At 61.7% G+C, this 22,054-nt stretch carries 18 protein-coding genes; 7 read left to right on the top strand and 11 right to left on the bottom strand.

What is annotated here, in order from left to right:
* Positions 1-23 precede the first annotated feature (23 nt).
* Positions 24-1,973 (bottom strand): ABC transporter substrate-binding protein, encoded by a 1,950-nt coding sequence (locus ACSQ3G_RS31325; protein WP_436113113.1) that lies wholly within the window; start codon positions 1,971-1,973, stop codon positions 24-26.
* A gap of 195 nt (positions 1,974-2,168) precedes the next feature.
* On the opposite strand from ACSQ3G_RS31325, the gene ACSQ3G_RS31320 reads away from it, so the two are divergent.
* From ACSQ3G_RS31320 to ACSQ3G_RS31300, 5 genes are read left to right on the top strand one after another with little or no spacing between them, the layout of a single operon-like run.
* On the top strand, positions 2,169-2,447 hold the full coding sequence (locus ACSQ3G_RS31320; RefSeq protein ID WP_436113112.1) for an RraA family protein: 279 nt from the start codon (positions 2,169-2,171) through the stop codon (positions 2,445-2,447).
* Complete coding sequence (locus ACSQ3G_RS31315; RefSeq protein ID WP_046665536.1) at positions 2,447-3,166, top strand: FadR/GntR family transcriptional regulator; 720 nt, start codon at positions 2,447-2,449, stop codon at positions 3,164-3,166. Before ACSQ3G_RS31320 ends, ACSQ3G_RS31315 begins: the two co-directional genes overlap by 1 nt.
* Positions 3,167-3,211: 45 nt before the next feature.
* Positions 3,212-4,042, top strand: a complete 831-nt coding sequence (locus ACSQ3G_RS31310; RefSeq protein WP_436113111.1) for an NAD-dependent epimerase/dehydratase family protein — start codon at positions 3,212-3,214, stop codon at positions 4,040-4,042.
* Entirely contained in the window at positions 4,039-4,920 is an 882-nt protein-coding gene (locus ACSQ3G_RS31305) for an SMP-30/gluconolactonase/LRE family protein (protein WP_436113110.1), read from the top strand. Before ACSQ3G_RS31310 ends, ACSQ3G_RS31305 begins: the two co-directional genes overlap by 4 nt.
* Positions 4,921-4,930: 10 nt before the next feature.
* Positions 4,931-5,857 carry a dihydrodipicolinate synthase family protein gene (locus tag ACSQ3G_RS31300; protein ID WP_436113109.1) on the top strand — a complete coding sequence of 309 codons (927 nt, stop codon included), beginning with the start codon at positions 4,931-4,933 and terminating at the stop codon, positions 5,855-5,857.
* A 164-nt stretch (positions 5,858-6,021) separates the two neighbouring features.
* On the opposite strand, the gene ACSQ3G_RS31295 is transcribed toward ACSQ3G_RS31300, so the two are convergent.
* Positions 6,022-7,053, bottom strand: coding sequence for a LacI family DNA-binding transcriptional regulator (locus ACSQ3G_RS31295; protein WP_436113247.1), 1,032 nt, complete (start codon positions 7,051-7,053; stop codon positions 6,022-6,024).
* A 164-nt stretch (positions 7,054-7,217) separates the two neighbouring features.
* On the opposite strand from ACSQ3G_RS31295, the gene ACSQ3G_RS31290 reads away from it, so the two are divergent.
* Together ACSQ3G_RS31290 and ACSQ3G_RS31285 are read left to right on the top strand one after the other, a co-directional pair.
* A complete protein-coding gene (locus ACSQ3G_RS31290; protein WP_436113108.1) occupies positions 7,218-8,165 on the top strand; it encodes a dihydrodipicolinate synthase family protein in 948 nt (315 codons plus the stop codon).
* 239 nt (positions 8,166-8,404) lie between these two features.
* Positions 8,405-9,787, top strand: coding sequence for an MFS transporter (locus ACSQ3G_RS31285; protein WP_436113107.1), 1,383 nt, complete (start codon positions 8,405-8,407; stop codon positions 9,785-9,787).
* Positions 9,788-10,007: 220 nt separating this feature from the next.
* On the opposite strand, the gene ACSQ3G_RS31280 is transcribed toward ACSQ3G_RS31285, so the two are convergent.
* The 9 genes from ACSQ3G_RS31280 to ACSQ3G_RS31240 all read right to left on the bottom strand — a co-directional run bounded on the left by ACSQ3G_RS31280 (position 10,008) and on the right by ACSQ3G_RS31240 (position 22,046).
* Positions 10,008-11,294 (bottom strand): GGDEF domain-containing protein, encoded by a 1,287-nt coding sequence (locus ACSQ3G_RS31280; protein ID WP_436113106.1) that lies wholly within the window; start codon positions 11,292-11,294, stop codon positions 10,008-10,010.
* A 95-nt stretch (positions 11,295-11,389) separates the two neighbouring features.
* Positions 11,390-13,819 carry a PAS-domain containing protein gene (locus ACSQ3G_RS31275; protein WP_436113105.1) on the bottom strand — a complete coding sequence of 810 codons (2,430 nt, stop codon included), beginning with the start codon at positions 13,817-13,819 and terminating at the stop codon, positions 11,390-11,392.
* 179 nt (positions 13,820-13,998) lie between these two features.
* The gene (locus ACSQ3G_RS31270; protein WP_436113104.1) at positions 13,999-14,871 is read right to left on the bottom strand and encodes an N-formylglutamate amidohydrolase; all 873 of its coding nucleotides are present in this window, start codon (positions 14,869-14,871) and stop codon (positions 13,999-14,001) included.
* A gap of 10 nt (positions 14,872-14,881) precedes the next feature.
* Entirely contained in the window at positions 14,882-16,432 is a 1,551-nt protein-coding gene (locus ACSQ3G_RS31265) for a gamma-glutamyltransferase (RefSeq protein WP_205836972.1), read from the bottom strand.
* On the bottom strand, positions 16,429-17,106 hold the full coding sequence (locus tag ACSQ3G_RS31260) for an RraA family protein (RefSeq protein WP_436113103.1): 678 nt from the start codon (positions 17,104-17,106) through the stop codon (positions 16,429-16,431). Before ACSQ3G_RS31260 ends, ACSQ3G_RS31265 begins: the two co-directional genes overlap by 4 nt.
* Positions 17,103-18,755: an ABC transporter ATP-binding protein gene (locus tag ACSQ3G_RS31255; RefSeq protein ID WP_436113102.1), complete on the bottom strand. Its 1,653-nt coding sequence runs from the start codon at positions 18,753-18,755 to the stop codon at positions 17,103-17,105. Before ACSQ3G_RS31255 ends, ACSQ3G_RS31260 begins: the two co-directional genes overlap by 4 nt.
* On the bottom strand, positions 18,752-19,588 hold the full coding sequence (locus tag ACSQ3G_RS31250) for a creatininase family protein (protein ID WP_436113101.1): 837 nt from the start codon (positions 19,586-19,588) through the stop codon (positions 18,752-18,754). The genes ACSQ3G_RS31255 and ACSQ3G_RS31250 overlap by 4 nt, the downstream gene beginning before the upstream one ends.
* Positions 19,588-21,165 (bottom strand): ABC transporter substrate-binding protein, encoded by a 1,578-nt coding sequence (locus ACSQ3G_RS31245; RefSeq protein WP_436113100.1) that lies wholly within the window; start codon positions 21,163-21,165, stop codon positions 19,588-19,590. The genes ACSQ3G_RS31250 and ACSQ3G_RS31245 overlap by 1 nt, the downstream gene beginning before the upstream one ends.
* 41 nt (positions 21,166-21,206) lie before the next feature.
* Positions 21,207-22,046, bottom strand: coding sequence for an ABC transporter permease (locus ACSQ3G_RS31240; RefSeq protein ID WP_046665571.1), 840 nt, complete (start codon positions 22,044-22,046; stop codon positions 21,207-21,209).
* Positions 22,047-22,054 lie beyond the last annotated feature (8 nt).

Genomic DNA, 22,054 nt, shown 5'->3' with positions numbered 1-22,054 from the left:
GGAGTAATTCAGCTCGTGCCCACTCAGCTCGTGAACGTGAACTGCTGCGGCAGGGCAGGGCCGGGGTTCGGCCAGGACCAGCTGTCCGGCTGTTTTTCCGGAACATTGCGCAGGTTGTTGCGGATCACGCCGAAGCCACCCACAGCGAGGCAGATCCCCATGACTTCGAATTCTTCCGCAGCGATATCGAAGACCTGCTTCATGATCGCGCCGCGCTTGTCGACATCGGCCGTGGAACGAGCTTCGTCATAGAGCTTGAAGCGCTTCTTCTGGCTTTCCGGGGGCTCTTCGCCCTTGGCGCCGTTGGACGTGTACCAGAGCGTCCACGGAATGGCGTAACGCGATCCCTGCGGATGGAAGGCGAAGAAGTCGCGCGGATCGAGCATCGGGTCGAGGCCGCCGGGACCTGGCCAGACCTGCGCATCATGGGCGTTGTCGTCGCCTCTCGTATAATAGAGGGCGCGTTCGATGGTGTTGACCTTCATGCTGATACCGATCTTCACCCAATGCGACTTCACCAGTTCCAGCACGTCGACGAGGTCGGGATAGAGCGTCGGGATGACGTCGACCGCGAAGAAGAGCGGCTCGCCGTCAGGCCGCAGACGGATGCCATTGGCATTCTTCTTGTCGAGGCCAGCCTTGTCGAGCATGGCATTGGCCTTGTCCGTCGCAAATTCGGTGAACTGCCGTGCCAGCTTCTCGTGATACCACGGGTGGCCGGGGCGCGGGCCGGTCTGGTAGCCCTCGCTCTGCCCGAAATAGACGATGTCGATGATTTCCTGGCGGTTGATGCCCATCGAAAGGGCCTGGCGGAACGACTTGTCTGCAAAGATCTTCCGCAGCACCGGATCCTTGTGGGTCATGTTGAGGTAGAGCGAGCACTGCTGCGCGGCGGACGGTACGAGCGACAGCAGGCGGTAATCGCCCTTCTTCATGTTCTGCGACAGCGTCGGCTTGTTCGCGAGCGAATTGATATGGCGCTCCTGAATGTCAATTTTGCCGGAGATGACGTTGAGCATCAGCGACTCGACGTCCTGCGAGATGCCGAAATTCAGCTCGTCGACATAGGGCAGCTGGTTGCCCTCGGTATCGACCTGCCAGAAGTAAGGATTGCGAACCATCAGCACCCGGGTGGCGCCGCCGGAATAGGCCTCCTTGATCATCCAGGGATCGAGCACCGGCTTCTCGGCATTGCCCCAGCGCTGCGGAATTTCGATGTCGCCGCACTTGGCGCGGAAGAGGTCCGGCCAGCTCGATGAACCGGCCGCTTTCACGTCCGCATCGAGGTTCGGGTTGTATTTCGGCAGGAACTTGCTGCAGTAGTGCTTGGCGAACAGCGTCGGATGCTGGCCGAGCGGGGTCGCAAGGTTTTCCAGATAAAGCGCGTTGGCTGCGGCGAAGGTGAACTTGACGGTGTAGTCGTCGATCTTTTCGACCACGACCGGCTTGCCGGCCACGGAAATCTGCGCCGGCGTCGAGCTGTAGAGTTCCTTGTTCTTGACGACATCCTCGATGGCGAACACCACGTCGTCGGCCGTGAACGGATGGCCATCCGACCACTTCGCGCCCTTCAAGAGGTAGAAGGTGAACTGCGAGGCATCCGCATTGACTTCCCAGCGCTCCGCGAGATTCGGCAGAACCTGGGTGAAGTCCATGTTCCAGCGCACCAGGCCCTGATTGCCGACCATGCGCAGGATACCGTTATGGTCAGACGAACCGCGAAGGCCGCGCCGCAGCGTGCCGCCGTAGGTGCCTATCTTTTCCCACGGCTTCACGACCATCGGGTTCTTCGGAAGACGTTCGGCAAGCGGCGGAAGCTTGCCGTCCTTGACGAGGGCCGCAAGCTGCGGCGCCTCCTTGGTCGCAGCCGCGCTGGCGCTGCCGCCCGCAACTGACAGGGCAACGGCCCCGCCAACGCCTGCAAGGAACGTCCGGCGGGTAACGCCGGAAGACATATTTTCGTCGTCGCGCATTAATTTCCTCCCAAATGAACCGCCGACCTGAAAGGCGATCGATGGCAGGTTCCCTGCCGCCACGACCGCCGAGGACCTCCATCCCATCGGCTAAAACGACCATAAGCAGGTTTTCAGATGATTACAAGTATTGACAGATTTTTACAGGTTAAATACTGCTGGTGAAAAAGAGCCATGTCGACAGGGAGGAGACGCATGACTTTCAGCGAAGACTCGCGCCAAAAATTGAAGAGCGTCTCGACAGCCACGCTGACCTCGGTGCTTCTGAAGCACGGCCTGCGAAACGTCTTCATTCGCAACATGCACAAGATCAACAAGGGCGCTCCGCGCCTCGTCGGAGCCTTCGAGCAGACGGTTTTCGAGGATTTCGTCGAAGAACGCGTGGGGGCGGGCGAGGGTATTTTCGGGCTTTATCCGCCGGAAGCCGAAGCCGAGCAGGCGTTTCGCGAATGGAGACGTGAAAAGGGACGTTGATGAACCAATCGGGCGTGATAGCGGCCGCGAAGGCGGAGCCTCGTTTCAGCGATATCATCTACGAGAAGATCGTAGGCATGATCGCCGACGGCCGTTTTCCCATCAACGAACGCCTTCCCTCCGAGCCGAACCTTGCAGTCATGTTCGGTGCATCGCGGCCTGTGGTGCGCGAAGCCCTGGAGCGGCTTCGCAGGGATGAGTTGATCGTGTCTCGCAAGGGATCCGGCTCCTATGTGCGGCAGCGGCCGGACTCGTCGGTGCTGAGGCAGGTTCCGGTCGGATCGCTTGCCGACGTCCAACGCTTCTTCGAATTCCGCGCCGGACTTGAGGCGGAAGCGGCAGAACTGGCAGCCCGCAACTGGCAGGCCAATGACAGGATCCGTATCCTTTCGGCGCTCGCTGCCCTCGAACACTGTCTGGAAATCGGCGAACTCGGTGCGGAAGAGGACCAGTACCTGCACGACGCCATCGCCGCGGCGACCGGCAACCAGTTCCACGTCACCGTCCGTGATTGGTTCCGACCACATTTTTCGATCGGCATGTCGGTGACCCGCAGCCTCAGCCTGAAGCGGACGCCGCTGCATGTGCGGCACGTGCAGGACGAGCATCAGGCGATCGTGGAGGCGATCCTGGCACGGCGGGAAACGGCGGCCCATGACGCCATGAAGAACCATATACTGAATGCGCGCGCCCGCATGTTCCAGGGCGTGGGAGGCTAGGAGGCCTTCGATTTCATGCGATGCGAGGCATCGCGAGGAGGGGTGTTGAAACGGATTGCGATAACAGGTGGCGCGGGCAACATCGCCACGCAGCTTCGGGGATTTCTGCGCCCCGAGGTGGAACACATCAGGCTGATCGACATCAGGCCGGCGAAAGAACTCGCGTCGAACGAAAGCTTCTTCGAGGGCGACCTCGCGGATGCAAGCGCCATGCGTGCCGCACTCGAAGGCATGGACGGCGTCATTCACCTCGGCGGGCTTCCCCGCGAGGCCGATATCGGCGACATGCTGCAGAGCAATATTCTTGGCACGTACAATCTGTACGATGCCGCCCGCGCCAACGGCACGAACCGCGTCGTCTTCGCGTCCAGCAACCACGCGACCGGCTTCTATCCCCGTTCGCAGACGATCACGCCCCTCGACGTGCCGCGGCCCGACACCCGCTACGGCCTGTCGAAATGCTGGGGCGAGATGGTCGCCGGGTTTTATTACGACAAGGCGGATATCCGCACGCTATCGATCCGCATCGGCAATGCCGGTCCCTATCCGAACAGCGAACGGGCGGCGGCGATCTGGATCAGCCCGCGCGACCTGTTCCAGCTTGTGAAGATCGGCCTCACCCATCCCGACATCGCTGCCGCGGTCGTCTACGGCATGTCGCGCAACGATGCCGGTTGGTGGAAGGATGAACTTGCCGAGCGGCTCGGCTACCGGCCACAGGATTTCTCGCGCGATCATCTGCGCCTCGAGCCGGTGGATGAAAGCCCGCTTGCCGCATTCTTCCAGGGCGGAGGTTTCTGCGATCCTCAGCACGACGGGACAATCCGGCTCCGGGACGAGAACGGACTGATCGTATTCACGGAGGCTGTGCGATGAGCGAAACAAAGATCATCACACCGAAGGTTCGCCGCGTCATCGACTTTCCCCTTAAGGTCGGAGAGTCCCCCACATGGGACGCGCGCACCGGCGATCTCTGGTTCGTCGACATCCTCGCACCCGCGGCAATCTGCCTGCGGGCCGGCGGCGCCGTTGATCGGTTCGAAATGCCGGCGAAGATCGGCTGCCTGGCTCTTTGTGAAAATGGCGAGGTCGCGGTGGCGCTGGAAAGCGGCGTATACCTGCTGAACCCCCAAACCGGTACGATGAAACTGCTCTGCGACCCGGACGGCGGTCGGCCGGACAGTCGGCTCAACGACGGAAAGGCCGGGCCGGACGGCTGCTTCTGGGTCGGTACCCGCGACGAGGCGATACCGCAGACGGGCAATGGCCGCCTTTACCGGGTGAAGCCGGACGGGTCGTTCGACACAGTGATCGATGGCGACCTGATGACCTCCAACGGTATCGCCTGGAGCCCGGATGGGCGGGCGATGTACCATTCCGACAGCAGTGGGCTCTACGCGCAGATCTTCGATTTCGATTCGGCGCACGGCGTCACAGGGCCTCCTCGCCGCCTGCATGACTTCACCCCGGAGGAAGGACGGCCGGACGGTGCCGCCGTGGATGCCGACGGATTCTATTGGATCGCCGGCCAGCAGGGGGGACGGCTCAACCGCATCTCGCCGGATGGAACGGTTGTCGAGGCCTATCTGATGCCCGCCAAGGGGCCGAGCATGCCCTGCTTCGGCGGACCCGATCTCGCTACTCTTTACGTGACCACGCTCTCCACCGACAACAACGGTACTTTCGAAGACGGCACGATCTACGCTTTCGAGCCGGGGGCTTGCGGCACGCCTGTTCATCGCTTCGCAATCTGAGGAAAAGCTTATGGATATCCTGACATTCCGCGAAATCCTGACCGGGATTTCCGGCGTACCGATTACCGCCTACGGAGCGGATGGCGAGGTCGATATCGGTGTCACCCGTGCGATTTATGCGCGGGTGGCGAAAGCCGGCATCCACAATATCGTCGCGGCCGGCAACACTGGTGAATTTTATGCGCTCACTCCAGCGGAAATCACGGTCGTCACCGAAGCGGCAGTGGCGGGCGTCGACGGCAAGGCGCCGGTGACGGCTGCCGTAGGGCGCTCGTTGCGAGAGGCGATTGCCATGGCAAGGACAGCGAAGACGATCGGTGCGTCCGCCGTCATGTCGCATCAGCCGGTCGATCCTTTCGCAGCGCCCGCCGCCCAGATCGATTATTTCCGCAATCTCGCCGATGCGTCTCTGCTGCCGATGGTCGCTTATGTCAGGGCGGATGGTTTCAGCCTTGACGACATGCTGCGGCTCGCGGCTCATCCGAACATCGCCGGCATCAAGTTCGCGACGACCGACATCCTGCTTCTGTCTCGGGCCGTCGCGGCATCCGCTGCGGGCAACGCGCTGTTCGTTTGCGGTCTGGCGGAAAGCTGGGCGCCAGCCTTCACCGCTGCCGGCGCCCGCGGGTTCACCTCCGGTCTCGTCAACGTCGCGCCCCAAATTTCGCTGGCGATTCATGCCGCACTTGAGGCTGGAGATTATCAAGAGGCTCGCCGGATGATCGACATCATCGAGCCCTTCGAGCGGATGCGCACGCAATACCGCAATGGCGCAAACGTTACGGTCGTCAAGGAAGCCGTGGAAATAGAGCTTGGCGTTTCGGTCGGCGAAGTGCGGGTTCCCGGCCTGCCGCGGCTCGCTCCGGACGACCGGATAAAATTGACCGAAACGCTCGGCCAATGGCGATCCCTGATGAGCCGAGCATCCGGCAATTGAAGCCGGCGACCTCGGCCGAGCCTCGCGCCAAACTCCGGGCCGAATCAGGGGTGTCGCCCGCCGCAAATTCCTCGCTTGCAAGCGCGCCAATCGAGGTCAGTTGGCGGTAAATATCAAGGCTGGTCCGGGTCGAAGCGATCAGCAGGGAAATAGTCCAACGCCCTTCAAGAACTGGGCCTGGCGGACGATTTTCTGGGTATGAGGGTCGGAGCCGAAATACGGATTCGATCGTCAGCCGAAGTGGCGCCAATCGTGAGCAGATCCAAAGCGTTTGACGCAATCTGCTCGAAGGGGACGCGCAGTGTCGTGAGCGGTGTCGGAAGATGACTGACGATCGGGATATCGTTGTATCCGACGACTGAAACATCATTGGGTACGGATATTCCGAGGCGTGACAGGCCGGAAAGAGCACCGATCGCGGTGTTGTCGTTCACGGCAAAGATCGCCGTCGGACGCTCTTCGAGGCGCATGAGCTGCAGGGCCGCATCCGCTCCGGCGTCGATCCCGAAGGTCGACGGCACAATGCAATCCGGGCGGACCGAGATCGCGGCCTCTTCCAGTGCCTGCCTGTAGCCTTCGACGCGCCCGCGCGAGCTGGAAGCATATGAAGGACCGGCAATTACTCCGATACGACGATGACCGAGATCCAGGAGGTGGCGCGTCGCCAGATAGCCGCCCAGCCTGTCGTCGCCGACCGAAGACAGGCTCCGTCCATCGGTACGCAACGCCAGGACAAAAGGTACACCCCGGGCCCCCAGCTCGTCGGGAAAATCGTCATCCTCGCGTGCAGTCGAAAGGATCAAGCCGTCGACGCCTCGTTTCAGAAGAGACTCGGCAGCAAGTCTGTCGGCCCTGGGCTTGTCATCCGTCGTTGCGACAATCGCGAAGCGGCCACTTTTGCTGCATGCCTTTGCCAGGGCTTCATAAAGCATTGCCATGACGGTATCGGTCAGCCGGGGCACGATCACGCCGACAGTCATCGTGTTGCCGCGTCGGAGGCTCGCCGCGGAGACGTCTCGGACATAACCCATGTCTTCTGCGATTTTCCGGACGCGGCGCGAGGTCTCGTTGTCGGATCGGGGAAGTCGTTCATCGAGGATGCGCGATACCGTCGATTTCGAAACGCCAGCTGCCGAAGCGACATCAAGGATGGTCACTCGTGTCTGGCGGCTCGCTTCTTCGGGCTTTGAATCCATTTCGCTTTTTTCCATCTGCGGCGTTCTCGTGATCAACGCGCCAACCATGCAACAAAAAAAATCTTGACTCCAGTAAAATCGGAAACGATAGTGGGAACGTTCCCATTAACGATCCCACCGCTGATCACGAAGGCGGACAGCGGCTATCTAGGAGGAGACAATCTATGCCAACGATGGATCTGAGAGGCCTGAGCCCGGCACCCGTTACCGCGTTTACCCGCGACGGAGAGGTCGATTATCCGGCCAATGCCCGTATTGCCAAATGGCTTGCCGGCATGGACGGCGTCAAGAGCCTGGTTATCCTTGGCCATGCCGGCGAAGGTACGTTCCTGACCGAGGAAGAGCGCCTGAAGCTCATCCGCACCTATGTCGAAGCCGTCGATGGTCGGGTTCCAATCATTGCTGGCATCACCGGCGAGGGCACCAGGGTCGCCGCTGAAGAAGCCAAGAAGTGCAAGTCTGCCGGCGCGACCGGTGCTCTTGTCTATCCGAACCACGGCTGGCTGCGTTTCGGCTTCCAGAAAGGCGCCCCGCAGGATCGCTACAAGGCGATCTGGCAGGAATCGGGCCTGCAGTGCATCCTGTTCCAGTACCCGGATGCCACCAAGGCTTCCTACGACCTGGACACCCAGCTTGCGATCGCGACCCAAGACGGCGTCGTCGCCACCAAAAACGGCGTTCGAAACATGAAGCGCTGGTACGTCGAGATTCCGGAACTCAAGAAGGCCAACCCGAACCTGCAGATCCTGAGCTGCCATGACGAATGGCTGCTGCCGACCATGTTCGATGTCGACGGCCTGCTTGTCGGCTACGGCAATATCACACCGGAACTGCTGATCGACCTGATCAAGGCAGGAAAGGCGCAGGACTATCCGGAAGCTCGCCGGATCTTCGAACGTCTCCTTCCGGTCACCCGTGCCGTCTACCACCGTGGTTCCCATATGGAAGGCACCGTCGCCCTCAAGCTTGGGCTTGTCCATCGTGGTGTGCTTGACCATGCCACGATCCGCGAGCCGCTGAAGAACCTCGGCGAAAAGGCCGAAGCGGAGATCTTTGCAGCCTTCGATGCTGCCGGCATTGGCCGGGTTGAGCAGCTTCTGGCAGCCGAGTGACTGAGGACGCCCCCGCCTCTCAAGCGGGGGCTTTTTACGGATAGGGGATCGCGGTCGCATCGGCGAGTGATGCGCCGCCGTCGCACCGTCTGTCACGCTGGTGCCCGGTTGGCCGATGAGAGAGAGCCATGCCTTGCGGATCCACAACCACAGCATGCCAAAGGGTCCCGAAGTTTAAGACATCCAACACGTAGGTTCGACGCCAGGCCGGGAGAGTGGGCCAGGCAGAGGGAGGAAACATGAATATCGAACAACGGATGGCCGCGCAGTCGCCGGCCGTCGATACCCAAGCTGAAATCAGCGCCCGCCTGGAACGGCTGCCAGTGACCCGGGAGGTCTTCTGGGCTCGAAATATCGTCGGCGCAGCGACGTTCTTTGACGGCTACACCGTCATTGCCATAGCCTATGCCATGCCGGTTCTTGTCCGCGAGTGGGGTTTGACCCCGGGACAGACGGGAATGATCTTGTCGATGGGCTACCTGGGGCAGTTGATCGGCGCCATTTGCTTTGGCTGGCTTGCCGAACGGATCGGCCGTCTCAAAGTGCTGCTATTCACCATCCTGCTATTCGTCAGCATGGACGTCGCATGCCTTTTTGCGGCCGGCGCCGGCATGATGATGGCATTTCGTTTCATCCAAGGCATCGGAACCGGCGGAGAAGTTCCGGTCGCGAGTGCATATATCAACGAGTTGATCAGCTCGAAGGGGCGGGGCCGCTTCTTCCTGCTGTATGAGGTCATGTTTCTGCTCGGTCTCGTCGGCGCGGGCTTGATCGGCTATTTCATGGTCCCAGCCTATGGCTGGAAGGCGATGTTCGTCGTCGGCCTGATCCCGGCCGTCCTGATGATCCCGTTGCGCTGGTTCCTCAATGAATCGCCTCGCTGGCTCGCCGCCAACGGCCGCTATGAGGAAGCCGACCGCATCGTCACCAAGTTGGAGAACAGCGCTCGTGCTGCCGGCAAGGAGCTGCCGGAGCCGAAAATCGTAGCCGCCCCCGTCCGTCGTCGATCGGACTGGCGCGAACTTTTCCAGGGCATCTACCTCAAGCGCACGCTGTCGATCTGGGCGATGTGGTTCTGTGCCTATATGGTCGCCAATGGGACGATCACCTGGCTTCCGACCCTCTATCGCCAGACATTCAACCTGCCGCTGGAAACCAGTATCCTATACGGATTTATCACCTCGGTCGGTGGCGTGATCGCGGCGGTTATCTGCGCATTGCTCATCGACAAGGTCGGTCGCAAGCGCTGGTACACCGGTGCCCTTCTGATCGCGCCGATCCCGCTTGCCATCCTCGCCTGGCTGGGTGCGACGTCGGCAATACAGGTCCTGATCCTGGCCGGTCTCGCCTACGCCATCGTCCAGACCGTCACTTTCTCGCTCTATCTCTATTCGGCGGAAATCTACCCGACCCGCCTTCGTGCCATTGGCACGGGTACAGGCAGCGCCTGGCTTCGTCTCGGATCCTCCGCGGGCCCTATCGGGGTGGGTTGGGTCATGTCGTCGATGGGCATCCAGTATGTTTTCGGCGCGTTCGCAGCGATCCTTCTCGTTGGCGCCCTGGTGACGGCCCTCTTCGCGGTCGAGACCAAGGGCCAGGTTCTGGAGGAACTTTCGCCGTAAAGGGTACTATCCCTTCCGAAGAGGGGATGATGGCTTGGCGTGCAACCGCCAAGCCATCATCATATGTAGACTTCGATACTGTAAGGCTGGGCTGGCTGGCTTGCGGGTCGATCGATATCCGGCTCGTCACTCCTACTCAAGGAGGATTTCGCTGGCTCGTTCGGCAGACGGGATATTGGAACTTGATTTCGTCCCCAACCAACCACCCGAGTGGGCAGGTTTAATCGGAGGTTTGCCCGGTCTCTGGAGCATGGATTATCAGACAATTCCGGCCGGCTTTTTTGGCAAGATAGAGCGCAGCGTCCGCCTGGCGCTGAAGATGCTCCGCCGAGACGAGTTCACTGTCCTGCATCAGCGCCGCTACTCCGATGCTGACCGTGACATAAGGAATGACGCGGGAGGTGGGGTTTGGAAGCGACGCCGCTTCTACGCGGCTGCGAACTCTTTCGGCGACGATCCTGGCCTCCCGCTCGTCAGCGCCGGGCAGGAAGACGAGAAACTCTTCGCCGCCGTAACGGGCGACCTGGTCCCGTTCGTCTCTCATGCTGCTCTGAATGATGCCGGCAACCTTCACCAGACAGCGATCGCCTTCGGCATGCCCGAGACTATCGTTGAGGCGCTTGAAGTCGTCGACATCGCACATCAGCATCGCCGCGCCTCTGGTTCGTGTTAAGTCCTCGTTCCAGAAACGATAGAGCGTTTCCATCATCGAGCGCCGGTTGGCGACACCGGTCAGCGGGTCGGTTCGTGCGAGCAGTTCCAGCTGGGAATTGGCGTCAGCAAGCTCGGCGAGGCGACTTCGGTCTCGCAACTCGAGCAAGAAACTCTTGTGCGCCAGGATCGTTGCAGTACGTCGGGCAACGATGGTTGCTGCCACACCGCTTGCGAAAAACAGGGCGCTGGCCAGGGCACTTCCCGCCTCGATGCCTGGATTGTGCAGTTGAAACACGAGGTAGATACCAAGGGCCGAAGCACCGATCGCCATGGCCCAGCCAAGCAGGATGGGAAATATGATGATGGCAGTGACGGCCACAAAAAGCATGATGGTCAGATGGCGCTCGTAAAACTCGCCACCGGCGCTGACGCCCACCAGGGCTACGGACAGGAGGATGAAAAAGACAGCCGAGAGAAGGAAAACTCCTTGCAGCCACAAAGCGCGCGGCCGCAGAAACACCATCGCGGCGACGAGAGCTGCGGGGGGAAGGATGGATGCCGGCCAAAGCATCGACATCACGGTTTCGGTCGGAAGCAGGATCGCGTAGAGGCCCAAGGTCAGGACGTCGAGCACGCTGACCCAGATCATCCAGGCGCGGATGATCTTGGCGGTCTGCGGCCAGGAGCGTTCACGAAAAAGCCGGGCCAGCTCGCCGTTGAGCCGGATATTCCGCGTGCGCCCACCCAGTAGGCGCTCGACTTGTTCCACAATGGCCGGGCTCGGCCTCTGGAGAGGTTTCCGCGAAGACGGGCTTGCTGATTTGGTAGAACCTGTGATTCGCTCAGCGTCCATGTGCCGGATCTAGGGCCCAGATGATTGGGGACAAGGCGGCCGATGAGCCGATCACAGCCGGGTCCGCAATCACGTCGAGCCGCGTGTTGTTACTTTTACGTCTGGACCTCGATCGGTAGATCCATCTGGTCGGTCAACGTCTGCGCCGCGTCGTTGTCCGTTTGCTCGGGCGCGGCGATCGGCAGCTTGATTGTAAATACGGTTCCTTCACCCTTGACGCTGTCCACGTGAATTTCGCCGCTATGCAACTCGACCACCTGCTTCACCAGGTTGAGGCCGATACCCGTCCCCGCGATGCCGGACGAACTTCTCGCCCGGAAATAGCGCCCGAACATCTTGGGCAAGTCGTCCGCGTCGATACCTATGCCCTCGTCGCGAACGGTAATCTGGACACAGTCGTCTTGCTGCCACCCCGTGACATAGACGTCTGGAGAGTCCGGCGCGTATTTTACCGCATTCGAGAAGAGATTGGTGAATACCTGCTCCAGCGCCGCACCGTCGCCGTAAATCGTTAAGGGAAGCCGCTCCAGATCGAGCAGGAACCGGTGCGATTTACGTATGCTTTCCTGCCGCGCACTGCAGGTCCTGATGATGTCGCCCAGCGCGCATGGCTTGCGGACGATGTCGATGTGGCCGTGATCCAAGCGTCCGACCGCGAGGATGCTTTCCATCAGTTCCAGCATTCGCGAAACCGCGCTGCGGATCTGCTCTGTCTTCTCACCGATGAATTCCGGCGTCACCGCGTTCTTGCGGCGAACGAGACGTTGCGCCGCCCCGTCGATGATCGAAAGCGGCGTCCGGAATTCGTGAGACGCCATGGAGACGAATTGCCGCTGCAGTTCGTTGACCTGCCGCTCTTGATCGAGCATCCGTTCCAGTTCCGCGGCCTGACGGGCAATTTCCGCCGTTCTGCTGCGCACTGTTTCCTCCAGATCGTCGCGATGCTGAAGCAGCGCCCTTTCCGCGCGTTTTCGCTCGGTGACGTCGACTGCGGCAATCAGTGAGGCCGGATGGGCGTCGAAGGCAAGTTGGCTCGAATAGATAAAGACCTCGATTTCGGCGCCGCACGCCGTCCGATGCCGCTGGGAACGATTGGCGTCGCTGACATGCTCCGTACCCGGGACCGCGGTTTTCATTCTTTCCCGGTCCTCCGGTGAAAGGATGTCGAGCAGTGTCATGGAAAGAAAAAGGTCACGATCATAACCGTAGTGATCAAGAGCCGCCTGGTTGACGTCGAGAAATTGAAGGCTCTCCCGGTCCTGAACCCACATCGGCAGGGGGTTTCCTTCGAACAACAGCCGGAAGGAAGCCTCGCGCATCTTCAGATCCGTGATGTCGACGCGGATCCCCACGCTTCCGCCGCCGGAAACGCGTCGTTCCTCTATCCGGACCCATCGGTTCCCCGGCAGGCGCTGCTCATGGGCGCTGTTGGGCTCCGCATGACGAGCCAATCGATCGGCCAGCCACTCCTCCTCGCGGCCGATCGCGTCGGGATACTGGCCACGCTGCAGCCCGCTGCGAAGTCTGTCCTCGAAACCCATGCCCTTGACGAGGGGAGCACCGCTATCGGCGTAAAGCTGTTCGTAGCGGCGGTTCCACATCACAAATCGATCATTTTCATCGAACAGTGCCAGTCCTTCCGGGACGACTTCGAAGGCGGCCAGCAGGCGTGCATGGGCAGCTCTTGCCTCCTGCTCTGCGCGCTCGGCCTGCGCATGAGCTTCAGCAAGAGATCGTTCGGCTAGTCGCGCCTCGGTCACGTCCTCATGCGTCGACACCCAGCCCCCGTCAGCCGTACGCTGATGACAGCCCCGGATGACCTTGCCCGATTTAAGTTCCTTGACCCAGACTTGCGACGAATCGCCGGCGTTCGTGTCCTGCGCCCATTCGAGGTATTCCTCCATGGACATCTTCGGAACGGCTCCGACTTCGTCCCTCAACTTGATAATGTCTTCGAGCGACTGCCCGGGGCGGATCAAGGCTGGGTCGACCCCGTAAACCTCGGCGTAGCGACGGTTGGACAAGGCCAATGTACCGTCCGCATGGAAGAGGCAAACACCCTGGCTCATGCTGGCGAGTGCGGTCCGAAGCTGTTCGTCCTGGCTCAGAATCTGCTTTCGGCTGCGGCTCGATGCGAGTTGTGCGTTGAGGCGCGCACCAAGTTCCCGGCTGTCGATCGTGCTGGAGACACAGTCAGCCGCACCGGCCTCAAAGCCAGCGATCCTCCCACCGACATCGCCCTCGGGAGTGACCAGGATCACCGGTATTTCAGACGTCACCGAGCTGTGTTTCAGCTGGCGGCAGATCTGGACGCCGCACAAGTCTGCGAATTGAATGTCGAGCAGGATCAGGTGGGGTTGTGACGCCTCAACGATTGTTTGGAGGTTCTCAACGCCGTCGCATGCTGAAACAACCGAAAGCTCGATGTCTTCTGCCGGAAGCTGCGGGAGGTCCAGCTTGGCCGCACCGGTGCCTATGACGAGAACAGCCGTGCGTCGATGACCGATGTTCTGGGCGACCAGCATCGGAGCAGCCCAGCCGTCCGGAGCCCCGGGCAGCGATGAATGTAATCGAAGGGGAACCGCTGTCGTCAATGAAGGTCGCCTACCATTCCGCGCTGGCCTGTTGCACGCCCACAATACGTGTTGAGCGTTAAGGAGAGCTTATGCGCGCTGTTGCGGGACTTGGTGGCGTCCGCCGCCCCTCAGCTTTTGTGCAGGACGTAGTCGCGCATGACAGTGCCGAGCGTGGCGAGATTGACCTTCAACTCGTCGTAACCGGCGATCTTCTCGCGGGTTTCCTCGTCCATGTAGAGTTTGCGGTTGAGTTCGATCTGGATGCTGTGGCGGTTTTTGCCAGGCGAGCTGTAGGCCGATACCAGCTCGGCGCCCTTGAAGGGCACGTTGAGCGACACCGAATAGCCAAACCCTTCCAGCGTCTCGACCACGAGTTTCACGAAATCCGGTTCGCTCGACACGCCTTCGTAGTCGCCGACCACGATGTCCTTGCGGACGGTGCCGGCCGGATCGGGCGAGAGCACGTGGCCGATCGCCGGCATCGAGTGGCAGTTGACGTGATAGACCTTGCCGAAGGCCGCATGGGTTTCATCGAGCAGCCGAACCAACTGGCGGTGGTAGGGTCGCCAATAGGTGTCGATGCGGTCTTCCAGCTCCTTCACCGTCAACTTGCGGCCATACATTAGCGTGTCACCCCAGGCGTAACGCCAGGTGATGCCCATGCCGCGGCGTGCCGAGGCACTGTCACGGACCGGATGCGGCCACTCGCCCTCGACCATTTCCAGGTCGACATCCTTCAGCGACCGGTTGAGGTCGAGAAAACTCCTCGGAAAATGCGCGATCAGCAGCGGCGCCCCGATCGACGGCGCAAAGCCGAAGAGGTCGTCCACATGGGTGTCGGCGGCGACGCGCACCAGTTCGTCTGAAACCGTGCGCTCGAAATCCGGCAATGTCAGGCCGCTATGGGGCGAGTCGAACACCAGCGGTACGGCCGGTGCCGTCGGCGGAATGATCTTGAGAACGCCGTCGATATCGACGGGGGCGAAAGTCAGCTCTGTCATCTTGGTCTCGTCAGGCTGTGGCGGCGTAAGCGGCGGGATAGGTGATGTCGGGCATGCCGACAAAGGCATTGCCCCGACGGCCGACCATGCCGGGCGCGGCGAAGGGCCGGGGATAAACGACCGCTGCGGCGGGCTTCACCGTGGCGATCCTTTCGAGCGCCTCGATCTGGTCGGCGGGCATGTCGACATTGACGATGATGTCGTTATGCGGGCCGGTCGTCATGCGCGGCAGGTTCATTGCCTCTTCGATGTCGAGGCCGGCATGCAGGATCATGCCGGTGAGCTGGGCCAGCGACGGCACGATCTGGTTGCCGCCGGCGGCGCCGAAAGCCGCGAAGGCGCCGTTCTCGTCGGTGATCGCCACCGGGCACATGTTGCTCGGCGCATAGGCGTTCGGTGTCAGCGAGTTGGCGCGACCGGGGGTCGGGTCGAACCAGGACATGCCGTTGTTGAGCAGGATGCCCGTCGATGGCGACAAGGCGCGGGCGCCAAACCGGTTGAGCAGCGTGAAGGTGATCGCCACCATCCGGCCTTCGTGATCCACGGCGTTGACCTGCGTGGTGCTGGTCTTGTTGGTCGTCTCGGCCGGATTGAGGCGTTTGCGATGGGCGCCGAAACTTTCCCAGAGGGCCTCGGCCATGGCCATGAAGAAACCAGCGTCGACCGGGCCTTTTCCGCGCGTCCTGTCGAAGTGATCAAGCGCGTCGAAGAGCCGCTGGCCGGCGCTGGTTTCCCCCGCCACATGCACGGTCTTGCCCTGCAAGGGCATGGTCCGGGACGGGTAGAGGAGGGGGGCGTAACTGGCCATGTCCTCCAAGGTGATCGAGCTGCCGCCGGCATTGAGATCGGCGACTAGTCTTTCGCCGATCGCGCCGCCATAGAGCGAATCCGGGCCTTCGCTGGCCAGCTGCTCTAGCGTCTGGGCGAGCTGATCGAGTGGTAGCGTCACTCCAGGCTCCGGCGCGTGGCCACTGGGGAGAAAGATCGACCGGGCGCCGGGATCCATGGCGAGCTCGCCCTCGGCGATCGCGATCGCCAGCGTCGTGTGCCAGTCGACATAGATGCCCTTGCGGGCACGCTCGATCGCGGGCGTCAGCGCCCGGTCGAAGCCGATCGTACCGTAACGCTTCAGCGCTTCCGCAAAGCCGCGCACGCATCCGGGTACGACGGCTGCGGTAAAGCCGCGGACATTGCGGTTGTCGACCGATGCCGGGTGGCCGATGAAGGTCTTGATGCTGGGATCGGGCCTATAGAATTCCTCGTCAAAATACGAAGGCACGCGGCCGGTGAATTCGACCACTTCGACCTTTCCGTCCGGCTGGGCGACCAGCATGTAACCGCAGGCCGCCAGACTGGTCATCCAGGGTTCGACGGTCTGCAAGGTGAAGGCGGCGGTCACCGCAGCGTCGACGGCATTGCCGCCCGCCGACAGGACCGCCGCCCCAGCCTCGGCCGCCGCGTAGTGCTGGGAGGTAACGACGCCGCGTTCGCTGATGCCGGCGATCTTGCGATAGACGCCACGCTCGACGCGCAGATAATTGTATTGCGGATTTTCCATCATTTCGGCTCCAGCGCAGCGGCAACCAGACGGCTGGCGCCAGAGAGATCGCCGAGCTTCTCGCCGGCTGCGATCTTGTCCTTGTTGCGGCCCGCCCGTGCCTGACGCGCGATTGCCTCCTCGACGACGTCTTCAGCCTCATCGACCGGGATCACCACGACGCCGCTTGCATCGGCAACCACGATATCGCCCGGCAGGACCGGGACGTTGCCACAGGAAATCGGCAGGTTGAGCGAGCCGCCGAGATCGTTGAGCCGTGTGGTGATGCCTGAGACGCCGCGTGACCAGAACGGCAGATCGAGTTCGAGAATTTCCTCCACATCGGTGCAGGGACCGTCGAGCACGACGCCGATTGCGCCGGCGGCCTTGATCGCGAAGGCGACGCCGCCGCCGATGCAGGCGTGCCGGTCATCGCCCAGCCTGTCGACGAACAGGAAATCGCCGGGGCGGATGAAGCCGATCGCGTGATGGAGGAGGGTGGAGTCGGTTGCCGGGATCGCCACCGTCACCGCCGTGCCGACCAGCGTCCTGCCCGGTTCGACAACGGGGGAAATCGAATGATGCACGAAACCGCGATGGCGAAAATGGCCGATGGTCGCCACCTCGACGCTTTCGAACCTGGCGATGAGTTCCGGGTCGACCTGTTTCGGCACGCTGCCGATGTGATATTTCTTCATGGGGTTTCCTCCCGGGACTTTGCCGCCCCGGCCTCGGTTTCACTGGCGTGACGCTGCCAGCCCTGGCCGGGCACGGCGGCGAGCAGTTCCTTCGTGTAGGTTTCTTTCGGCGCGCCGAACAGCGATGCGGGATCGCCGCGTTCGACGATCCGGCCGTTGCGCATGACGGCGATATTGTCGCAGATCTGGCTCGCGACGCGCAGGTCGTGGGTGATGAACAGGATGCCGAACCCAAGCCTCTCCTGCATGTCGGCCAGCAGTTTCAGCACCTGGGCCTGCACCGAGACGTCGAGGGCGGAGACGCTCTCGTCGGCGATCAGCAGTTCCGGCTCGACCGCGAGCGCCCGGGCGATGCAGATGCGTTGCCTCTGGCCGCCGGAGAACTCGTGCGGGAACCGGGTGGCCGAGGCGCGGTCGAGGCCGCAGGCTTCGAGCAGGTCGAGCGCGCGGGCCATCGCCGCCTTGCGGTCGAGGCCGTGGATGACGGGGCCTTCGGCGATGGAGTCGCCGACCTTCTGGCGCGGATCGAGCGCAGTGTACGGATCCTGGAAGACGATCTGAACCTTGCGGCGTGCCTCGCGCAGCGCCTTGCCGTTGAGGCCGGCGAAATCGCCGCCGGAAATCAAGATATCGCCGCTTTCCGGCTGCACGAGCCGGATGACGCATTGCGCCAGCGTCGACTTGCCGGAACCGGACTCGCCGACCAGGCCCAGCGTCTCTCCACGGCGGATGGTGATATCGACGTCGTCCACCGCCTTCACGGTGCGGCCGCCGCCGAAGAGGCCCGAGCGGGCGAATGTCTTGACGATATTCCTGGCGATCAGCACCGGCTTCCCAAGGCCTTCTCGCTCCTTCCTCGGCGTCAGCGTCGGCACGGCGGCGAGCAGGCGGCGGGTATAGTCTTCTCTCGGATGGTTGAGGATCTCGTCGCGCGTGCCGATTTCGACCAGCCTGCCTGTCTGCATGACGGCGACGCGGTCGGCGATCTCGGCGACGACGCCGAAATCATGGGTGATGAAGATGATGCCGGTATCGTGCTTGGCGCGAAGCTCCAGCATCAACTTGAGGATCTGTGCCTGGGTGGTGACGTCGAGCGCGGTGGTCGGCTCGTCGGCGATCAGCACCGAAGGATCGAGGGCAAGGGCGGTGGCGATCATCACCCGCTGGCACTGGCCGCCGGAAAGCTGGTGCGGATAGGAATGGTAGATCTGCTCGGGATTTGGGAGCTGAACTTCGCGGAAGAGATCGATCACCTTCTTGCGGATCTCGGCCCCACTCAGCGACGTATGGATGCGAAATGTCTCCGACACCTGTTCGCCGACCCGGAAGATCGGGTTGAGCGCCGCCGTCGGCTCCTGGAAGATCATCGCGATACGCCGGCCGGTTATGTCCCGGCGGGACGCCTCGTCGAGGGTGAGCAGGTCCTTGCCCTCGAACATCACCTTGCCTGCCGGCTTGCCGAGGTTGCGGGGAAGGAGCCCCATTGCGGCCAGCGCGGTCAGCGATTTTCCGGAGCCGGATTCGCCGACGATGCAAAGGATCTCACCCTTGCTGACCGACAGCGACAGGTCTTCGACCGCAAAGGCGCGATCGGCGCCGCGCGGCAGCGGCACGTTCAGGCGCTCGATGGAAAGCCGCTCATTGCTCATGAGGACACCTTTTCTTCTTGTGGTGAAAAGGCCGTCACCGAGCGCATGTCGCAGCGGCGCAGGTGCTCCACGAACCGGGCGCAGAAGCCGACGAGATGCTCGACCATCTTCTCGCCCTTCTCGGCGCTGGCGAGCAGCGGATCGCCGCCGAGCATGCCGTCGGCATTCACCTCGTCGCAATTGAGCGGCACATGCACCGGCATGCCCTCGAACTGGACGTTGTTGACGCCCCCGGTCGGCAGGCCGAAGGCTTTTTCGCGCACGGATGGGCGGGCAAGGTCCATCCGCATCAGTTCGGGGAAGAGATGCAGGTAGATCGAGGTCAGCGGATCGCCGCCATGGCCGCGGGCCGCCGCAACCGAGGAGCCGTGCAACTCCTTCCAGAGCGCGTCCGGGATCGCCTGCCAGAGATTGATGAAGGCGACGGAGACGCCGCGCTCTGTGCGGATGCGGCGAAGCGTCTGGTCGAAAAGCGGCGCATTGCTGGTATGGCCGTTCAGGATCAGGATATGCTCGACGCCGTGATCGAGAAAAGCGGTCACGGTATCCTCGACCACGGCCGAGAAGGTCGAGGCCCGGAACTGGATGCCGCCGGGAATGGTCTTGAAAAAGTCGGCGTAACCGAAGGGGATGATCGGCGCGACGATCGCGCCGGAGGCCTCCGCCACCTTTGCCGCCACCGCTTCGGTCAGCATGAAATCGCCCATCGGGGCGTGGGGTCCCTGTTCCTCCTGACTGCCGAAGGGCAGGAGGATGACGGGTTTTTCGGAAAGACGTTCGCGGAACTCCGCGAACGTCATATCCTTCAGCGCATGCTTGCGTGTGCTTGCCATCATACGAACTTGAAGTAGTCGCCGTAGATGCGCATTTCGCCGTTCGGCTTGAACTTGAATTCGATGCCGGCGCGGTGGGCGCAGTTGTAGACACTCTTCCAGAGATAATAGCCGGGCGTGATGCGCTGCCATTCTTCGGAAAGCGCGAGATAGGCTTTTTTGCGCTCCTCGAAATCCGTGGTGGCATCGAACTTCTTGCCGAGTGCAATGAATTCCGGCGATGGGTCCCAGGTCTTCCAGGTGGCGGTCGAACGCGATGCCGTCGGACCCCAATCGAGCCACAGCGGCTGGTAGGGGTCGCCGGGGATGAAGTCCGAACTCATCGACATGTTCATCATGTGATAGGGGCGGCGGTAGACGAGCTCGAAATTGTCGCGAATCTGCGCCTCGACATTGACGCCGATCTCGCGCCACTGCTCGACCATGATTTCGGCAGCGGCTTCGTAGTTCGGGTAAAACTGGCGAGTGATATGCCACAGCAGCTTCTCGCCTTTGTATTTGGTCTTTGCGACGAGCGCCTTGGCGGCCGCCACGTCGTAGGGGAGCTTCACCGGCAAGTTCGGGTCGTAGAATTTGCCGTATTCCTTGAAGTTGAACGGAACTGCCGGGTGTTCCGTGGTTCCGTTGAAGAGCGCCTGGACGATCGCGTTCATGTCGATCGCCTGGACCATGGCGTAGCGCAGGTTCGGATCGACCAGCGGATTGTCTTCCGGATCGGGACGGGTGTTGAAGGCGAGAGCCGGGTAGTTGTCGGCGAGAACCCGCTTCAGCGTCACGCCCTGGTATTTTTCGAGGGCGGCTTCCTGGTCGGTCGGAATGTTGACGATGAAGTCGAATTCCTTGGAGACGAGACCGGCCATGCGGGCGGCGAATTCCGGAACGATCTTCCAGGAGATCTGCTTGACCGGCGGCGGGCCGCCCCAATAGTCGTCGAAGGCTTCCAGAACCATGATCTCGCCGGAGCGGAAGGTCGTGACCTTGTAGGGGCCGGTGCCGATCGGTTTCTGGCCGAAGGCGTCGACGCCGACTTCCATGTAATATTTCTTCGGCACGACAAAGCCGATATAGCCGGTGAGCTTGCTCGGGATGTTCGGGTCCGGCCGCTCGGTCTCGATCTCGAACGTGTATTTCCCGGTCGCCTCGACGCGCTTGAAGCCGGCGGTGAAAGTCTTGCCGCGCGGCTCGAATGGTTTTGCACCCCAGAGACGTTCCGGCGACAGCGTGAACACTGCGTCTTCCGCCGTCATCTCGGTGCCGTCGTGGAACTTCACGCCCTCCCGCAATGTGAAGGTCCAGATATTGCCCTTCTGCTCCCATTTCGTCGCGAGCTTCGGTGCGAAGATCAGGCCGTTTTCGTCCTTGATGTAGTCGCGGTCGACGAGATTGTCGTAGAAATTCGGAAAGATACGGCGCGACGTCGTCGAGATGCCGTTGATCGTCGCCATATTGGCCCAGAGATTGTCGACCGCGATATTGAGCGACGGCCTGTCCGCGGCATTTGCTTTCGGCAGGCTGCCCACCATCGACAGCGCCCCCGCTCCGAGAATGAGATTTCCCACTTCACGTCTTGTAAACATCGTTCCACCTTCCCTTGTTTATTTATGTTCGAACGGCATTTTCAGGTTGTTCGGGCACGCAGCATCGGATCGAGCCGGTCACGCAGCCAGTCGCCGACGATGCTCATCGAGAGCGTGACGAGAAAGATGACCAGGCCAGGCCAGATCGAAATCCACCAGGCGGTCGAAAGGTAGTCCCGGCCATCACCGAGGATCTGGCCAAGGCTGGTCTGCGGGGCTTGGATGCCGAGCCCCAGAAAGCTCAGCGAGGTTTCCAGAAGGATGATCTGCGGGAACGTCAGGGTTACCTGCACGATCAGGGCACTCGCGACGTTCGGCAGCACATGCTTGAGATAGAGCCGGCCGTTGCCGGCGCCGAGCGCGACGATCGCCTTGGCATAAGGCTGGTTGATCGCCGACAGAACCACGCCGCGGGAGAGGCGGGCGTATTTTTCCCACCCGAACAGGCCCATCAGGATGATGAACAGCGTCATGCTGTTGCCGAAGAAGGCAAGCAGCGTCAGGGTGATGAGGATGAACGGCAGCGATGCCTGGAAGTCGACCAGCATCATCAGCACTTCCTCGACCCAGCCCCGGAAATGCGCAGAGATGAAGCCGATGACGGAGCCGAAGACGGCGCCGATGATCGTGCCGGCAATCGCCACCGAAAGCGACATCTGCAGGCCGGCAATCACTCTTGCCACCATGTCGCGGCCGATACGGTCCGTGCCGAGCGGGAAGTTTGGATTGCTGCCGGTCATGAAGGCCGGCGGCTTCAGGCGGGCGAGCAGGTTCTGCTGCGACATGCCGTGCGACGTGAAGACATTGCCGATGATGGCGACGATGACCGCGATCGCCAGAATGACGATGGCGAAAACCAGAATGGGGGAAACGCGCTTCATCCGCCGGC

This window comes from Neorhizobium tomejilense, from assembly GCF_964254135.1.
Taxonomy (GTDB): Bacteria; Pseudomonadota; Alphaproteobacteria; order Rhizobiales; family Rhizobiaceae; genus Neorhizobium; species Neorhizobium tomejilense.
The sequence above is the reverse complement of the archived record's forward strand: the minus strand, read 5'-3'. Positions and strand labels throughout refer to the sequence as shown.

Bases quoted from the DNA above. Each gene is read 5' to 3' on its own strand.
- ACSQ3G_RS31275 (WP_436113105.1), bottom strand. From the start codon at position 13,819: ATGCTGGTCGCCCAGAACATCGGTCATCGACGCACGGCTGTTCTCGTC.
- ACSQ3G_RS31305 (WP_436113110.1), top strand. From the start codon at position 4,039: ATGAGCGAAACAAAGATCATCACACCGAAGGTTCGCCGCGTCATCGAC.
- ACSQ3G_RS31315 (WP_046665536.1), top strand. From the start codon at position 2,447: ATGAACCAATCGGGCGTGATAGCGGCCGCGAAGGCGGAGCCTCGTTTC.
- ACSQ3G_RS31280 (WP_436113106.1), bottom strand. From the start codon at position 11,294: ATGGACGCTGAGCGAATCACAGGTTCTACCAAATCAGCAAGCCCGTCT.
- ACSQ3G_RS31245 (WP_436113100.1), bottom strand. From the start codon at position 21,165: ATGTTTACAAGACGTGAAGTGGGAAATCTCATTCTCGGAGCGGGGGCG.
- ACSQ3G_RS31320 (WP_436113112.1), top strand. From the start codon at position 2,169: ATGACTTTCAGCGAAGACTCGCGCCAAAAATTGAAGAGCGTCTCGACA.
- ACSQ3G_RS31300 (WP_436113109.1), top strand. From the start codon at position 4,931: ATGGATATCCTGACATTCCGCGAAATCCTGACCGGGATTTCCGGCGTA.
- ACSQ3G_RS31265 (WP_205836972.1), bottom strand. From the start codon at position 16,432: ATGATGGAAAATCCGCAATACAATTATCTGCGCGTCGAGCGTGGCGTC.
- ACSQ3G_RS31325 (WP_436113113.1), bottom strand. From the start codon at position 1,973: ATGCGCGACGACGAAAATATGTCTTCCGGCGTTACCCGCCGGACGTTC.
- ACSQ3G_RS31255 (WP_436113102.1), bottom strand. From the start codon at position 18,755: ATGAGCAATGAGCGGCTTTCCATCGAGCGCCTGAACGTGCCGCTGCCG.
- ACSQ3G_RS31270 (WP_436113104.1), bottom strand. From the start codon at position 14,871: ATGACAGAGCTGACTTTCGCCCCCGTCGATATCGACGGCGTTCTCAAG.
- ACSQ3G_RS31295 (WP_436113247.1), bottom strand. From the start codon at position 7,053: ATGGATTCAAAGCCCGAAGAAGCGAGCCGCCAGACACGAGTGACCATC.
- ACSQ3G_RS31240 (WP_046665571.1), bottom strand. From the start codon at position 22,046: ATGAAGCGCGTTTCCCCCATTCTGGTTTTCGCCATCGTCATTCTGGCG.
- ACSQ3G_RS31285 (WP_436113107.1), top strand. From the start codon at position 8,405: ATGAATATCGAACAACGGATGGCCGCGCAGTCGCCGGCCGTCGATACC.
- ACSQ3G_RS31260 (WP_436113103.1), bottom strand. From the start codon at position 17,106: ATGAAGAAATATCACATCGGCAGCGTGCCGAAACAGGTCGACCCGGAA.
- ACSQ3G_RS31290 (WP_436113108.1), top strand. From the start codon at position 7,218: ATGCCAACGATGGATCTGAGAGGCCTGAGCCCGGCACCCGTTACCGCG.
- ACSQ3G_RS31250 (WP_436113101.1), bottom strand. From the start codon at position 19,588: ATGGCAAGCACACGCAAGCATGCGCTGAAGGATATGACGTTCGCGGAG.